This window comes from Streptomyces sp. WAC05374 (assembly GCF_004353505.1).
GTDB lineage: Bacteria > Actinomycetota > Actinomycetes > Streptomycetales > Streptomycetaceae > Streptomyces.
Genome location: NZ_SMNQ01000004.1, coordinates 412,031 through 427,195, shown reverse-complemented (window position 1 = coordinate 427,195; position 15,165 = coordinate 412,031). Strand labels below are relative to the sequence as shown.

General features: G+C 74.5%; 16 protein-coding genes and 1 pseudogene. 11 read left to right on the top strand and 6 right to left on the bottom strand.

The genetic code is table 11. The annotated features are described in order from the left end of the window. Both E2B92_RS32650 and E2B92_RS12360 read left to right on the top strand, forming a co-directional pair. Positions 1–815 (top strand): annotated as a pseudogene (locus E2B92_RS32650) (serine/threonine protein kinase); the annotation flags it as partial. A 105-nt stretch (positions 816–920) separates the two neighbouring features. Beyond that, a complete protein-coding gene (locus E2B92_RS12360) occupies positions 921–1,226 on the top strand; it encodes a DUF5955 family protein (protein ID WP_185923816.1) in 306 nt (101 codons plus the stop codon). A gap of 6 nt (positions 1,227–1,232) precedes the next feature. On the opposite strand, the gene E2B92_RS12355 is transcribed toward E2B92_RS12360, so the two are convergent. After that, a complete protein-coding gene (locus tag E2B92_RS12355) occupies positions 1,233–1,853 on the bottom strand; it encodes a response regulator (RefSeq protein WP_126889510.1) in 621 nt (206 codons plus the stop codon). Next, a complete protein-coding gene (locus E2B92_RS12350; RefSeq protein WP_126889509.1) occupies positions 1,850–3,016 on the bottom strand; it encodes a sensor histidine kinase in 1,167 nt (388 codons plus the stop codon). Before E2B92_RS12350 ends, E2B92_RS12355 begins: the two co-directional genes overlap by 4 nt. Before the next feature lie 112 nt (positions 3,017–3,128). Between E2B92_RS12350 and E2B92_RS12345 the strand changes: the two genes are divergently transcribed. Together E2B92_RS12345 and E2B92_RS12340 are read left to right on the top strand one after the other, a co-directional pair. Then, entirely contained in the window at positions 3,129–4,196 is a 1,068-nt protein-coding gene (locus E2B92_RS12345; RefSeq protein ID WP_133087511.1) for an ABC transporter permease, read from the top strand. Further along, positions 4,193–4,858: an ABC transporter ATP-binding protein gene (locus E2B92_RS12340; RefSeq protein ID WP_126887947.1), complete on the top strand. Its 666-nt coding sequence runs from the start codon at positions 4,193–4,195 to the stop codon at positions 4,856–4,858. Before E2B92_RS12345 ends, E2B92_RS12340 begins: the two co-directional genes overlap by 4 nt. Before the next feature lie 54 nt (positions 4,859–4,912). Here the strand turns inward: E2B92_RS12340 and E2B92_RS12335 are convergent, their stop codons facing one another. Further along, positions 4,913–5,719, bottom strand: a complete 807-nt coding sequence (locus tag E2B92_RS12335) for an IclR family transcriptional regulator (RefSeq protein ID WP_126887948.1) — start codon at positions 5,717–5,719, stop codon at positions 4,913–4,915. A gap of 328 nt (positions 5,720–6,047) precedes the next feature. Here E2B92_RS12335 and allB point away from each other — a divergent pair, with 328 nt between their 5' ends. Both allB and alc read left to right on the top strand, forming a co-directional pair. Beyond that, positions 6,048–7,436 (top strand): allantoinase AllB, encoded by a 1,389-nt coding sequence (allB, locus tag E2B92_RS12330; RefSeq protein WP_235023794.1) that lies wholly within the window; start codon positions 6,048–6,050, stop codon positions 7,434–7,436. A 5-nt stretch (positions 7,437–7,441) separates the two neighbouring features. Then, positions 7,442–8,554, top strand: coding sequence for an allantoicase (gene alc / locus E2B92_RS12325; protein WP_126887949.1), 1,113 nt, complete (start codon positions 7,442–7,444; stop codon positions 8,552–8,554). Between the two features lie 93 nt (positions 8,555–8,647). Here alc and E2B92_RS12320 read toward each other — a convergent pair whose 3' ends face one another. Continuing rightward, on the bottom strand, positions 8,648–9,382 hold the full coding sequence (locus E2B92_RS12320) for an SDR family oxidoreductase (RefSeq protein ID WP_126887950.1): 735 nt from the start codon (positions 9,380–9,382) through the stop codon (positions 8,648–8,650). Between the two features lie 196 nt (positions 9,383–9,578). Between E2B92_RS12320 and E2B92_RS12315 the strand changes: the two genes are divergently transcribed. After that, positions 9,579–10,199 (top strand): dihydrofolate reductase family protein, encoded by a 621-nt coding sequence (locus tag E2B92_RS12315; protein WP_126887951.1) that lies wholly within the window; start codon positions 9,579–9,581, stop codon positions 10,197–10,199. 76 nt (positions 10,200–10,275) lie between these two features. Further along, entirely contained in the window at positions 10,276–10,554 is a 279-nt protein-coding gene (locus tag E2B92_RS12310; RefSeq protein WP_126887952.1) for a hypothetical protein, read from the top strand. 15 nt (positions 10,555–10,569) lie between these two features. Here the strand turns inward: E2B92_RS12310 and E2B92_RS12305 are convergent, their stop codons facing one another. Next, positions 10,570–10,788: a hypothetical protein gene (locus E2B92_RS12305; protein WP_126887953.1), complete on the bottom strand. Its 219-nt coding sequence runs from the start codon at positions 10,786–10,788 to the stop codon at positions 10,570–10,572. Positions 10,789–10,934: 146 nt separating this feature from the next. Between E2B92_RS12305 and E2B92_RS12300 the strand changes: the two genes are divergently transcribed. From E2B92_RS12300 to E2B92_RS12290, 3 genes are read left to right on the top strand one after another with little or no spacing between them, the layout of a single operon-like run. Then, entirely contained in the window at positions 10,935–12,173 is a 1,239-nt protein-coding gene (locus tag E2B92_RS12300) for a sensor histidine kinase (RefSeq protein ID WP_126887954.1), read from the top strand. Further along, the gene (locus tag E2B92_RS12295; RefSeq protein ID WP_126887955.1) at positions 12,170–12,850 is read left to right on the top strand and encodes a response regulator transcription factor; all 681 of its coding nucleotides are present in this window, start codon (positions 12,170–12,172) and stop codon (positions 12,848–12,850) included. Before E2B92_RS12300 ends, E2B92_RS12295 begins: the two co-directional genes overlap by 4 nt. Before the next feature lie 9 nt (positions 12,851–12,859). After that, entirely contained in the window at positions 12,860–14,038 is a 1,179-nt protein-coding gene (locus E2B92_RS12290) for a cytochrome P450 family protein (protein ID WP_126887956.1), read from the top strand. A gap of 88 nt (positions 14,039–14,126) precedes the next feature. On the opposite strand, the gene E2B92_RS12285 is transcribed toward E2B92_RS12290, so the two are convergent. Then, a complete protein-coding gene (locus E2B92_RS12285; protein WP_126887957.1) occupies positions 14,127–15,134 on the bottom strand; it encodes a Gfo/Idh/MocA family protein in 1,008 nt (335 codons plus the stop codon). Between the last annotated feature and the right edge of the window lie 31 nt (positions 15,135–15,165).

Genomic DNA, 15,165 nt, shown 5'->3' with positions numbered 1-15,165 from the left:
CCCACCCCCAGCAGGCACACCAGCCCCAGCACCCGCAGCCGCCCGCGCCCACCCCCGCGTACGGCTACCCCCAGGCCCCTGCCCAGGCCCACACCACCCCGCCGCCCTACGCCGGGCCGAGCCCGGTCACCGGCCCCGTGCCCGCCGCGGCCCCCAGGAAGAAGACCAAGCGGAACGTCCTGCTCGCCCTCACCGCCGCACTCCTGGTCGCCGGACTCGCCGGCGGCGGGGTGTACGCCCTGATGTCCGGCGACGACGGCAAGGGCGGCGGCAGCGCCAAGAGCGGCGACCGGGCAAGCAGCGGTGCCCCGGCCTCCGGTGACCCCACGCCGGAGGAGGAGGCCCCGGCGGACGGCGAGCAGGCCGGCACCACCCCGGCGCCCGGCTCCTCCTCCCAGGCGCCCCCGGAGCCGGTCGCCGACCCGGCGCCCGCCACCTACCAGGGCATCGACCTGACCGACGGCTACCACCTGACGCTCGCCGACGACCCCGTCAAGCCGCTCGGCGACGACGCCAACGTGGACGTCGGCTACGACTGGAACCTGGAGAAGATCTACGTCGAGGACGGGCGGCTCATCCTGCTGCGCACCGGCCAGAAGGGCGACCTGGACACCTGCCGCACCGAGACCCGCTATGCCGACCGGGTCGACCTCGACTCCCTGTCCAAGGGCTCCCAGCTCTGTGTGCTGACCAACGGCGGGCACGTCGGCCTGGTGACCTACCAGGGGAAGTCACCGGAGTCCGACCCCAGCCACTACGTCACGATCGACGTGACCGTGTGGCGCAACGCGATCGCCCCGGAAGCCACCTCCTGAGTTTTCGTCAGAGGAGTGGCGCTCCCCGCCCGCCATGGCGTTAAGTACAGGGACGGGCGCACAACGTAGTGCGGGCGAGGGGCGGGAGAGCTTTTGTTGCGAAGCATGGGACAGAGGCGCGTGGCCGGCAGCGGCGAGGACCCGAGGGTGACGGAGCTGCGCGCCGCCGTCTCCCGCCTCCGCAGGGAACTGGCCGGCCACCCGGCCGACTTCGCCGACCGGGGCATCGCCGAGGACGAACTGGCCGCGCTCGCGGCGATGACCCTCACCGGCGTCCCCGAGGTGCGCCGGCTGCGCCGGTCGCTGCTGCTCATAGCGGGGGCGATCGGTTCGGTGAGCGCACTCGGCGGCGCCCTCACCGGCGTACGCCACGCGGTGGAGCTGTTCGGCGAACCGCACCGCGGCGGCTGAGGGCGGCTAACGGCGGATCAGGCGGCGGGCGGTGGCCGCCGCCACCGCCGCCGTCCGCGAGTCGACGCCCAGCTTGGCGAAGACGTGCACCAGGTGCGACTTCACCGTCGCCTGGCTGAGGAAGAGCCGCTTGCTGATCTGGAGGTTGGACAGGCCCTCGCCGACCAGTTGCAGCACCTCCAGCTCCCGCTTGGTCAGCGCCTGGGCGGGGGTCCGCATCCGGTCCATCAGGCGGTGCGCCACGGCCGGGGCGAGCGCGGACCGGCCGGCCGCCGCCGTGCGGACCGCCGCCGCCAGCTCGTCGGGCGGCGCGTCCTTGAGCAGGTAGCCGCTCGCCCCCGCCTCGACGGCCGCCAGGATGTCGGCGTCCGTGTCGTACGTCGTCAGCACCAGCACCCGGGGCGCCGCGTCACGGGCGGTGATGGCGGCCGTCGCCTCCGAGCCGTGCATGCCGCCGCCGAACTGGAGGTCCATCAGGACGACGTCCACCCCGTGCGCCAGCTCCACCGCGCGCTCCGCCGTGGCGGCCTCCGCGACCACGGTGAAGTCCGGCTCGGTGTCGAGGACGGCACGCAGCCCCGCGCGCACCACGGGATGGTCGTCGGCGAGCAGCAGACGGATGGTCATGCGGCCCCCTCGGCGGGCAGCGGGAGGGACACGGCGACCGCCGTGCCCTGGCCGGGCGACGACTCGACGGTGAACGTGCCACCCAGCGACTCCGCCCGCGAGCGCATCGCCGGAAGCCCGAACCCGCCTCCCGGGGAAGCCGTGCACGAGCGCGGATCGAAGCCCTCGCCGTCGTCCACCACGTCCAGCGTCACCGACGCGTCCATGAAGGTGAGCGTGATCTCGGCCCGCCCCGCGCCCGCGTGCCGCACCGTGTTGGCGAGCGCGGACTGGGCGATCCGCAACAGCGCCACCTCGTACGGCGTGGGCAGCGCGACCGGCGTGCCGCTCAGCGAGAACCGCACCCGCGGACCCTCACCGGCCGGGTCGCACAGCCGCTCCAGCGCCGCCGCCAGCGAACCGCGCGCCAGATCGGCCGGCGTCAGCGCCCGGACGAAACGCCGCGCCTCCGCCAGGTTGTCCTGGGCCGTCCGCCGGGCCCGCTCGATGTGCCCGGCCGCCTCCGGGGAGCCGTCCGGCAGGGCGCGCTCGGCGGCCCGCAGCAGGAGCTGGATCGACGACAGGCCCTGCGCCAGCGTGTCGTGGATCTCCCGCGCCAGGCGCTCCCGCTCGGCCAGCGTGCCCGCGTGCCGCTCGGCCGCGGCCAGCTCCGCCCGCGTGGACGTCAGCTCCTCCACCAGCCGCCGGTGCCGCTCGCTCTCCCGGTACAGCGCCTGGTACCCGAGGACGGTCGCCACGGCGACAGCGGCGCCCAGCAGCGGACCGATGACCGCGCCCGGGTTGAGCGGTGCGCCATGGCGTACGTACGACATGATCGCCGCGCCCGCCGTCCCGGCGACGGCCGGCAGCGACCAGCGCGCGGGCAGCAGGTGCAGGTGCAGGAAGTACAGCGGGAAGGCCAGCCACAGCCCGTCGGGCGTCACGGCCAGCAGCACGAGCCAGGCCGCCGACAGGGCGCCCAGCCACAGGGCGGCGGCGGACCGGGACTCCCGCACGGCGCGCAGGGCCGAGCCCACCGCGTACACCGCGCCCGTCACGGCGGCGGCGGCGACGGCGGCCGCCGTGCCGTCCCGGAGGGCGGCCAGCACCAGCAGCCCCGCCACGAGCAGGTGCAGGCAGACGCGCAGGACGCGCAGGGCGGGGGTGAGCGTACGGGGATCCATGACCCGTCCAGGGTAGGCGGGCCCGGCGCGCACGCCCTCAACCGAAAGTTTGATCAGGGGGCCGTCCGGCGCACGATGCCCGCGCGGGCCGCCCGGCGGGAGGCTGGCCCGCATGTTCGTGGCATGGAGAGACCTACGCTTCGCCAAGGGGCGATTCGCCCTGATGGGCACCGTGATCGTGCTGATCACCCTGCTCGTCGGGCTGCTGTCCGGGCTGACGGCCGGGCTCGCGCGGGAGAACGTCTCGGCGATCACCGGGCTGCCCGCCGACCGGCTCGCCTTCGCGGCCCCGCCGCCCGGCCGCCCGGTGTCGTTCACCGACTCGGCGGTGCCGGACGGGGCCTGGCGGGCGTGGCAGCGGCAGCCGGGCGTCACCGCGGCCGAACCGGTCGGCATCACCACGCTCGACGCGGCCGCCGGTGACCGCACGGCGGCGGTCTCCGCGTTCGGTACGCGGCCGGGCGCGGGGATCGCGCCGGACAGCGCGCGTCTCGGCCCCGGCCGGGTGGTGCTGTCGGCGCCGGCCGCCGAGGAGCTGGGGGCCCGGGCGGGCGACGGGCTGCGGATCGGGCCGCTGGCCGCCACGGTCGCGGCGGTCGCGGGCGACGCCTCGTACAGCCATACGCCGGTGGTGTGGACGTCCCTGGAGGACTGGCGGCGCCTCGGCGGCCGGGGCGGGGCGACCGTCGTCGCGCTCAGGGGGGCGGGCGCGGGCCTGGCGGCGGGCGACGCGGCCGCGGGCACGCGCAGCACGACCGTCGAGGAGGCGCTCGATGCCATCGGCTCCCACCGGGCCGAGAGCGGCTCGCTGGGACTGATGCGCGGCTTCCTGTTCGTGATCTCGGCGCTGGTCGTCGGGGCGTTCTTCACGGTGTGGACGATCCAGCGCAGCGGCGACGTGGCGGTGCTGAAGGCGCTCGGGGCGTCCACGCCGTACCTCCTCAAGGACGCCCTGGGGCAGGCGGTGGTCGTGCTGGGCGCCGGCACGCTGCTGGGCACCGGGCTCGCGGCGGGCGCCGGCGCGCTCGTGGGCCGGGCCGACGTGCCCTTCGTCCTGGAGCCGTCCACGCTCCTCGGCCCGGCCGCCGTGATGACCGTGCTCGGCCTGCTCGGCGCGGCCCTGTCCCTCCGGCGGATCACCGCCGCCGACCCCCTCACCGCGCTCGGGAGCGCCCGATGAGCCTGCACCTCGACGATGTGACCCTGACCTACCCCGACGGCGACGGGCGGCTGACCGCACTGGACGCGGTCGGCCTGGACGTCCCGGCGGGCACCCTCACGGCGGTCGTCGGACCGTCCGGTTCCGGCAAGTCCAGCCTCCTCGCGGTCGCGGCGACGCTGGTGACGCCGGACCGGGGCCGGGTGGTCGTGGCCGGGACCGACACCGGCACGCTGGACCGGGCCGGCAGGGCGGCGCTGCGGCGCGAGCACGTGGGGATCGTCTTCCAGCAGCCGAACCTCCTGCCGTCGCTGACGGCCGCCGAGCAGCTCCGGGTGATGGCGCACCTGTCGGGCCGTCGGCACGGGGACCGGCGGGCCCGGGACCTGCTCGGCGCGGTGGGCCTCGCGGACTGCGCGGAGCGGCGCCCGCACCAGCTCTCGGGCGGGCAGCGCCAGCGCGTCAACATCGCGCGGGCGCTGATGAACGACCCCGCCGTGCTGCTGGTCGACGAGCCGACGAGCGCCCTGGACCACGAGCGCGGCGCGGCGGTCCTGGACCTGCTGGTCACCCTGACCCGCCGGCGCGGCACGGCCACGGTGGTGGTCACCCACGATCGCGCCCACCTGCACCGGGCGGACCGTACGGTCACCGTCCGGGACGGCCGGCTGACGGCCGCCTGAAGCCGCCCGGCGGCCCCGTGCGCCCGGCTGTTCCCCCTGCCGGGCGCCGCGGTGTCAGGACTGGCCGTTGGCGGGGTTGGCCAGGGCCGTGGACAGCTCCTTGGCGATGCCCTGGAGGATCGGGACGATCCGTTCCGTCGCCGCCTCGGTGACCCGGCCCGCGGGGCCCGAGATGGAGATGGCGGCGGCGGTGGGGGAGTCGGGCACCGAGACCGCGATGCAGCGCACGCCGATCTCCTGCTCGCTGTCGTCCACGGCGTACCCGGCCGAGCGGACCAGCTCCAGGGCGTCGAGGAAGCCCTCGGGGGTGGTGATGGTCTTCTCGGTCGCGGCCGGCATGCCGGTGCGGGCGAGCAGCGCGCGTACCTCCTCCGGCGGGGTGTGCGCCAGCAGCGCCTTGCCCACGCCGGTGGAGTGCGGCAGCACGCGCCGGCCGACCTCGGTGAACATCCGCATCGAGTGCTTGGACGGCACCTGGGCGACGTACACGATCTCGTCGCCGTCGAGCAGCGCCATGTTCGCGGTCTCGCCGGTCTCCTCGACCAGCCGGGCGAGGTAGGGCCGGGCCCAGGTGCCGAGGAGGCGGGCGGCGGACTCGCCGAGGCGGATCAGCCGGGGGCCGAGCGCGTACCGGCGGTTGGGCTGCTGGCGTACGTACCCGCAGGCGACCAGCGTGCGCATCAGGCGGTGGATGGTGGGCAGCGGCAGCCCGCTGCTGGAGGAGAGCTCGCTCAGCCCGACCTCGCCCCCCGCGTCGGCCATCCGCTCCAGGAGGTCGAAGGCACGCTCCAGGGACTGGACACCGCCGGTCGCGGCGGCGGGCTTGGCGGCGTCGGTGGTGCTGGCGCTGGACGTCGGCACGTCAACGGTCCTTTCGAGGCGGATGGGCAAGTCAGCAGCCTACCGGGGTCTTCCGTCGGGCACATCGCCCGCAGTGGGGCGTCTTCGCCGGTCAGGCGCTGTTTGTCCGGGTGTCCCCGGGCTTCCGCACAGGTCTGCTGGTGCTCGGCATGTGGGGAGCTACGTTCTCCCTGGTGAAATTCGCTTTCCACTTCATGGAAACATCCAAGTCGTCCGCTCGCCACCCGGCGGTGGGTGGAGGGACTCTTGACGGGGCCGTATCCGGAGTGAAGACTCCTTCAACAGTTCGTTGAAGAATGATGGTCCGACCGGCGATGTGGAAGGCGATGTGGACGGGAACGTGGAGCTGAACGGCAACGTGGAACAGGGTCCGGACGTGGACGCCAACGTGACGCTCGTCCTGCGCTCGACGCGCGTCATCACCCCCGAGGGCACCCGCCCTGCCTCGGTCGCCGTCGCCGGCGGCACGATCGCGGCGGTGCTGCCCCACGACGCCGAGGTGCCCGCGGGCGCCCGGCTCGAGGACGTCGGCGACCACGTCGTCCTCCCCGGCCTGGTCGACACCCACGTCCATGTGAACGACCCGGGCCGCACCGAGTGGGAGGGCTTCTGGACCGCCACCCGCGCGGCCGCGGCGGGCGGCATCACCACCCTCGTCGACATGCCGCTCAACTCCCTGCCCCCGACGACGACGGTCGACAACCTGCGCGTCAAGCAGGACGTGGCCCGCTCCAAGGCCCACATCGACGTCGGCTTCTGGGGCGGCGCCCTGCCGGACAACGTCAAGGACCTCCGTCCGCTGCACGACGCCGGCGTCTACGGCTTCAAGTGCTTCCTGTCGCCCTCCGGCGTGGACGAGTTCCCGCAGCTCGACCAGGAGCAGCTCGCCGCCTCCCTCGCCGAGATCGCCGGCTTCGGCGGCCTGATGATCGTGCACGCCGAGGACCCGCACCACCTCGCCGCCGCCCCGCAGAAGAGCTCGCCCAAGTACGCCGACTTCCTCGCCTCCCGGCCGCGCGACGCCGAGAACACCGCCATCGAGAACCTGATCAACCAGGCCAGGCGCCTCGACGCACGCGTGCACGTGCTCCACCTCTCCTCCAGCGACGCCCTGCCGATGATCGCCGCCGCCCGCGCCGAGGGCGTCCGCATCACCGTCGAGACCTGCCCCCACTTCCTCACCCTCACCGCCGAGGAAGTCCCCGACGGAGCCACCGAGTTCAAGTGCTGCCCGCCCATCCGCGAGGCGTCCAACCAGGACGCGCTCTGGCAGGGCCTGGCCGACGGGACGATCGACTGCATCGTCTCCGACCACTCGCCCTCCACCGCCGACCTCAAGACCCCCGACTTCTCCACCGCCTGGGGCGGCATCTCCTCCCTCCAGCTCGGCCTGCCCGCCATCTGGACCGAGGCCCGCCGCCGCGGCCGCGCCCTTGAGGACGTCGTCCGCTGGATGTCCACCGCCCCGGCCCGCCTCGCCGGCCTGGACCGCAAGGGCGCCATCGAACCCGGCCGCGACGCCGACTTCGCCGTCCTCGCCCCGGACGAGACCTTCACCGTCGACCCGGCCGAACTGCACCACCGCAACCAGGTCACCGCCTACGCGGGCAAGACCCTGCACGGCGTGGTCAAGTCCACCTGGCTGCGCGGCGTACGCATCGCCGACAACGGCACCGTGGCCGAGCCGACCGGTCGGCTGCTCGAAAGGAACAAGTGACACCCGTGACCGTCATACCCTCCTTCACCGGCGACGCCAGCCCGTACGGCGGCGGTGACCCGTACGCGGACTACCGCACCGCCGACTTCCCCTTCAGCGGCCTCGCCGACCTCGCCGACCGCCGCCTGGGCGCCGGTGTCATCGCCGCCAACGACGAGTTCTTCGCCGAGCGCGAGAACATGCTCAAGCCCGAGCCGGCCGAGTTCGACCCGGAGCACTTCGGCCACAAGGGCAAGATCATGGACGGCTGGGAGACGCGCCGCCGCCGCGGTGCCTCCGCCACCGAGCCCCACCCCACGGACGAGGACCACGACTGGGCGCTCGTACGCCTCGGCGCGCCCGGCGTCGTCCGCGGCATCGTCGTCGACACCGCCCACTTCCGCGGCAACTACCCGCAGGCCGTCTCCGTCGAGGCCACCTCCGTGGCCGGCTCGCCGTCGCCCGAGCGGCTGCTGGCCGACGACGTCGAGTGGACGACCCTCGTCCCGCGCACCGCCATCGGCGGCCACGCGGCGAACGGCTTCAGCGTGGACGTGGAGCGGCGCTTCACGCACCTGCGCGTCAAGCAGCACCCGGACGGCGGCATCGCCCGCCTGCGCGTGTACGGCGAGGTCGCCCCCGACCCCGAGTGGCTCGGCGTGCTCGGCACCTTCGACGTCGTCGCGCTGGAGAACGGCGGCCGCGTCGAGGACGCCTCGGACCGCTTCTACTCCCCGGCCACCAACACCATCCAGCCGGGCCGCTCGCGCAAGATGGACGACGGCTGGGAGACCCGCCGCCGCCGCGACAAGGGCAACGACTGGATCCGCTACCAGCTCGTCGAGCAGTCCGCGATTCGCGCCGTCGAGATCGACACCGCCTACCTCAAGGGCAACAGCGCCGGCTGGGCCGCCCTGTCGTCACGTGACGGCGAGACCGGCGAGTGGACCGAGTTCATGCCCCGCACCCGCCTCCAGCCGGACACCAACCACCGGTTCGTCCTGCCGGAGCCGGTCGTGGGCACCCACGTCCGCATCGACATCTACCCCGACGGCGGCATCTCCCGCCTCCGGCTGTTCGGCTCGCTCACGGACGAGGGCGCCAAGCGCCTGGCGGCCCGTCACGAGGAGCTGAGCTGACGTAGACCCGGGCGGCCACGACACCCGCCCGCACAGCGAGGGCGCACCGACCCGACAGCACCGGTGCGCCCTCGCTCCTTTCCGGGCCCCGCCCTACGCGGCGTGGCCGCCGTCCACCGCGAACTCCGCGCCCGTCACGTACGCGGCCTCGTCACCGGCCAGGTAGGCGACCATCGACGCCACGTCGTCCGGCGTGCCGAAGCGGCCGAGCGCCGTCATCGCGCTCTGCCCCTCCGCGTACGGGCCGTCCGCCGGGTTCATGTCGGTGTCGACCGGCCCCGGGTGGACGATGTTGGCCGTGATGCCCCGGGCGCCCAGCTCCCGGGCGAGCGCCTTGTTCAGGCCGGTCAGCGCCGACTTGCTCATCGCGTAGAGCGTGCCGCCCGGGCCCGGCACCCGCTGGGTCATGCACGTGCCGATGGTGACGATCCGCCCGCCCCGCCCCATGCGCGCCGCGGCCGCCTGGGAGGCGAGGAACACGCCCCGCACGTTCACCGCCAGCACCCGGTCGACGTCGGCGAGCGTCAGGCTCTCCAGCGGGCCGAGCACCCCGACCCCCGCGTTGTTCACCAGCACGTCCAGTTGTCCGCCCAGCGCCCCGGCGGCGCGCGCCACGGCGTCCGCCTGGGCCGCCGGGTCCGCCGCGTCGGCGCGCAGCGCGACCCCCCGGCGCCCGGTCGCCTCGATGCCGGCGACGACCTTCCGGGCCGCCGCCTCGTCCCGGACGTAGGTGATCGCGACGTCCGCGCCCCGCCGCGCCAGCCGCAGCGCGGTGGCCGCGCCGATGCCGCGGCCGCCGCCGGTGACCAGAGCCGTCCTGCCGTTCATGGTGTTCCTCCGTGCCTCGTTGCCTCATGGCCACGTACAGAAGTGGTTGACGGATCAATCACACCGGAGGGGCGGTCGTGGCGCTGGCGGGAATCGGACGCCGAACCCGGTGCCCGCCGACCGATGAGTTCCGTGCGCAGGCGCGGTCAGGACTGGTGACCCACGATGGAGAAGACCCGGAAGAAAGGCACCCGCCATGGCCACGCTCACCCTCACCACCTTCATGACGCTCGACGGCGTGATGCAGGCCCCGGGCGGTCCCGAGGAGGACCGCACCGACGGCTTCGTGTACGGCGGCTGGAGCGTGCCGTTCGCGGACGAGGACTTCGGCAGCTTCATGGACGAGGTGTTCGGGCGGGTGGACGCCTTCCTGCTCGGCCGCCGGACGTACGAGATCTTCGCCTCGTACTGGCCGAAGGTCACCGACGAGAACGACCCGATCGCGAGCCGTCTCAACGCCCTGCCCAAGTACGTGGTCTCCCGGACCCTCGAGAAGGCGGACTGGAACAACTCCACCGTCATCGGCGGGGACCTGACCGAGGAGGTCAACCGCCTCAAGGAGCGGTCCGGCCGGGAGGTCCAGGTCCACGGCAGCGCCCGGCTCGCTCAGAGCCTCATCGCCCTCGGCCTGGTCGACGAGCTGAATCTGCTGGTGTTCCCGGTCTTCCTCGGCAAGGGCCGCCGCCTCTTCCCCGACGGCGGCGCCCCCACCGCCTTCGCGCTCACCGGCCACCGCACCACGTCCACCGGCGTCACCATCCAGACCTACCGGCCCACCGGCCCCGCGCAGTTCGGCACCTTCGCCCTCGACGAGTGAGACCCGCGCGGATACCCAGGAGCGGATGGGTACGGATACTCATCCGCGCCCCCCGCTCCGCGGCCACATTGGGTGCATGACCGACCCGCCCTCCCGGCCCGTCCTCCGCAACGCCGGCCTGATCCTCGCCCTGCTGCCCCTGAACGCGCTGATCGCGGGGTACGCCTTCCTCGCCGTGGGCATGGAGGGCTGGGCGGCCGGGAAGAACGGAGAGGCCCCCGAGCCCCCGGTCGCCGAACTGCTGGTGTGCGCGGGCCTGACCACCGGCATCGGTGTGGCGCTGTGGCCGGCGCGGGCGCGCGGAGCCGCCCTCTTCCAGGTGGTGCCGCTGCTCTTCCTGGCCCTGCTCGCCTGAGGGGCGCCGGCCGCCCTACGCCGTGCGCATCCGGTCCGAGGTCATCAGGACCGCGAACCCGACCACCGCGATCACGATGTTGGCGAACAGCTCCCGCCCGTGCAGGAAGCCCACGTTCTCCGTCAGGAAGCGGGTGACGCCCATGAAGGGGAACCATCCCGTCAGCTCGCGCAGCACCCCGCACACGCCGACGATCAGGACCAGGCTGCCGATGACTTCGAGGATCTTCTTCATGACGACCATCGTCGGCCCGGCCGCGGGGCCACCGCGTCCGACGTCGGCATGCGGGCCGGGTCCGGAAGTATGAGCCCGCGCGACTTCGGTAGCGGACCGCCGCTCGCGGACCGCACCGCACCAAAAGCCCGCATAGCTTGGTCGGCATGACGCGTGCGGAGTACCCCTGGCTGCTGCCCTCGGACCTGGCCGACCCGGCCGACCCGGGCGGCTCCGGCGACCCGGAAGGCCGCCGTGCGCGGCGGCGCCGCCGTACCGTGCGCGACTGGATCGTCGACACGACCGCCTTCGTCCTCGCCTCGGTCGTCGGCCTCCTCGCGGTCGACGCGAGCAGCCGGCTCGGCAACTCCGAGGCCGTCGTCGTCGCCGACCAGCTCCTCGGCGCCGCCGCCTGCTGCGCGCTCTGGCTGCGCCGCCGGTGGCCCGTCGGCCTGACCGTCACCCTGTCCGTACTCAGCACCATCGCACCGGCCGCCGGCGGGGCCCTCCTGGTGGCCCTCTTCGGCGTCGCCGTACGCGTGCCGTTTCGGCGACTCGCCCAGGTCGGCGGGCTCGTGCTCGTGTGCGGCGCCGTCCAGGCGTTCGTCCGCCCCGACCCGACCCTGCACCGCCTGGCGTCGATCGCCGTCAGCGTCCTCCTGGTCCTCCTGGTCACCGGCTGGGGCATGCTCGTCCGCGCCCGCCGCCGGCTCGTCGCCGCCCTGCGCGAACGCGCCCGCCGCGCCGAGTCCGAGGCCGAACTGCGGGCCGAACAGGCCCAGCGCGCCGCCCGGGAGGCCATCGCCCGCGAGATGCACGACGTCCTCGCCCACCGCCTCACGCTGCTCAGCGTCCACGCCGGCGCACTCGAGTTCCGGCCCGGCGCGCCCCCGCCCGAGGTCGCCCGCGCCGCCGGTGTCATCCGGGACAGCGCCCACGAGGCCCTCCAGGACCTGCGCGAGATCATCGGCGTCCTGCGCGCCCCCGGCGACCGCGAGGACGGCGACCGCCCGCAGCCCACCCTCGCCACCCTCGACACGCTGATCGCCGAGTCCCGCCGGGCCGGCATGAAGGTCACCCTCGACCACGGCATCGCCGACCCGGCCGGCGTTCCCGCCGCCACCGGCCGCACCGTCTACCGCATCGCCCAGGAGGGCCTGACCAACGCCCGCAAACACGCCCCCGGCGCCGAGGTCACCGTCACCGTGCGGGGCCACCGGGGCGACGGGCTCACCGTCGGCGTCCACAACCCCGCCCCCACCGGCCCCGTCCCGCACGTCCCGGGATCGGGCCAGGGGCTCATCGGGCTGACCGAACGCGCCACCCTCGCCGGCGGCCGCCTCACCCACGGGCCCGCGCCCGACGGCGGGTTCGCCCTCCGGGCCTGGCTACCGTGGCCCTCATGACCATCCGGCTGCTCATCGTCGACGACGACCCCCTCGTGCGCGCGGGACTCACCTTCATGCTCGGCGGCGCCGACGACATCGAGATCGTCGGGGAGGCGGCCGACGGCGCCGACGTCCCCGCGCTCGTGGACCGGGCCGCGCCCGACGTCGTCCTCATGGACATCCGCATGCCGCACGTGGACGGCCTCACCGCCACCGAACGGCTCCGCGCCCGCCCCGGCGCCCCCGACGTCGTCGTCCTCACCACGTTCCACGCCGACGAGCAGGTGCTGCGCGCCCTGCGGGCCGGCGCCGCCGGGTTCGTCCTGAAGGACACCCCGCCCGCCCGGATCGTCGACGCCGTACGGCGGGTGGCGGCCGGCGACCCGGTCCTCTCCCCGGCCGTCACCCGCCAGCTCATGACCCATGTGGCCGGGCACCCCGACCGCGCGGCCACCACCCGCCGCGCCACGGCCGCCGCACGCCTGGACACGCTCGCCGAACGTGAGCGGGAGGTGGCCCTCGCCATCGGCCGGGGCCACTCCAACGCCGAGATCGCCGCCCGCCTCTACATGAGCGTCCCGACCGTCAAGACCCACGTCTCCCGCGTCCTCGCCAGACTCGGCTTCAACAACCGTGTCCAAATAGCGCTGCTGGTCCACGACTCCGGGCTGCTCGACGGGGAGGACGCCACATAGGGTGGACCGATGGCCACGGTTGATCTGAGCGCGTACGGCGAGGAGTTCACCGCCGACCCCTACCCGTACTACGCGAAACTCCGCGAGAACGGACCCGTCCACCATGTGCGCACGACCAAGGACAGCGAGGCCTGGCTGATCGTCGGCCACGGGGAGGCGCGCGCCGCGCTCGCCGACCCCCGGCTGTCCAAGTCGCCCGCCACGGCCGGGTTCCAGATGCTCGACGAACAGGTCATCGGCCCCAACCTGCTGGTCCTCGACCCGCCCGACCACACCCGGCTGCGCAAGCTGGTCGCCGGCGAGTTCACCGGGCGGCGCGTGGAGGCCCTGCGCCCGCGCGTCCAGCGCATCACGGACGAGCTGATCGACGCCATGGCACCGCACGGCCGGGCCGACCTGGTGGCCGCGCTCGCCTTCCCGCTGCCCATCACCGTGATCTGCGAACTGCTCGGTGTGCCCGCCGGCGACCGGGACTCCTTCCGCGCCTGGTCCACCGAGGTCGTGGCGCCGACGAGCGCCGAGGCGGAGAGCGAGGCCGTGCACGCCCTGGCGCGGTACCTGGACGAGCTGATCGAGGACAAGCGGTGCGCAGGCCCCGCCGACGACCTGCTCTCGGCGCTGCTGCGCACCAGCGCGGAGGACGGCGACAAGCTGTCGGCCGCCGAACTGCGCGCCATGGCGTACCTGTTGCTCATCGCCGGGCACGAGACCACGGTCAACCTCATCGCCAACGGCGTCCGGGCGCTGCTCGGTCACCCGGACCAGCTCGCCGCCCTGCGCGCCGACATGGGCCTGCTGGACGGGGCGGTGGAGGAGATGCTGCGCTACGACGGCCCGGTCGAGACGGCCACGGTCCGGTTCGCCCGCGAACCGGTCCCCGTCGCGGACGTGGTGATCCCGCGCGGTGCCACCGTCCTGGTCGGCCTCGGCGCGGGCGACCGGGACCCGGCCAGGTTCCCGGACCCGGACCGCTTCGACATCCGCCGCGACACCGCCGGGCACCTGGCCTTCGGCCACGGCATCCACTACTGCCTCGGCGCCCCGCTGGCCCGCCTGGAGGGCCGGATCGCGGTGCGCGCCCTGCTGGAACGCTTCCCCACGCTGTCCCTCGACCCCGACGCAGGTCCGCCGGACTGGCTGCCCGGCCTCCTCATACGGGGCACCCGCCGCCTTCCCGTCCGGTGGTGACCGCCGGGCGGTGAGCGGCTCCTGTACGCACCTCGCCCGCCAGTCCCCGGCGGCCGGCCCTTCAGCCGGCTCGCCGGCACCCGGGGCGTCAGAGGGCTGACGGCACCTCGTCCAGCCGCACCGGGCGGCGCTCCCGGCGCGACAGCTCGCACGCCTCGGCCACCCGCAGGGCCTGGAGGGCCTCGCGGCCGTCGCAGGGGTTGGCCAGCTCGCCGCGCGCCAGGTGGACGAAGGCGTCGAGCTCGGCCTCGTACGCCGGGGCGAACCGCTCCAGGAAGCCCGGCCACGGCTTGTCCGCCGGGGGAGGGCCGAGCGGTTCGGTGGACGTGATCGGCGTGCGGTCGTCCAGGCCCACCGCGATCTGGTCGAGCTCGCCCGCCAGCTCCATCCGTACGTCGTACCCGGCGCCGTTGCAGCGGGTGGCCGTCGCCGTGGCGAGGGTGCCGTCGTCGAGGGTGAGCAGGGCCGCCGCCGTGTCCACGTCGCCCGCCTCGCGGAACATGGCGGGGCCGCCGTCCGAGCCGGCCGCGTACACCTCGGTGACCTCGCGGCCGGTGACCCAGCGCAGGATGTCGAAGTCGTGGACCAGGCAGTCGCGGTAGAGGCCGCCGGAGAGCGGGAGGTAGGCCGCGGGCGGCGGGGCCGGGTCGGAGGTGATGGCCCGGACGGTGTGCAGCCGGCCCACGCGCCCGGAGCGGACGGCGTCGCGGGCGGCCCGGTAGCCGGCGTCGAAGCGGCGCATGAAGCCGAGCTGGAGCTGGTTGCCGGCGGCCGCGACCTCGCGGAGCGCGCCGAGGGTGCCGGCCAGGTCGAGGGCGATGGGTTTCTCGCAGAAGGTGGGCAGGCCCGCGCGGGCGGCGCGGGCGATCAGCTCGGCGTGGGAGGAGGTCGCCGAGGCGATGACCACGGCGTCCACGCCCCAGGCGAAGACGTCGTCGACGGTCGGCGCGGCCGTGCCGCCGGTGAGTTCGGCGACCTGGGCCGCCCGGCCGGGGTCGGCGTCGGCGACCACGAGAGCCCCCACCTCCGGGTGGCGGCTGAGCACGCCCGCGTGGAAGCTCCCGATACGTCCCGTTCCGATGAGTCCGATGCGCATGGCCCCCAAGGTGGTGCCGCCGCCGTCGCCC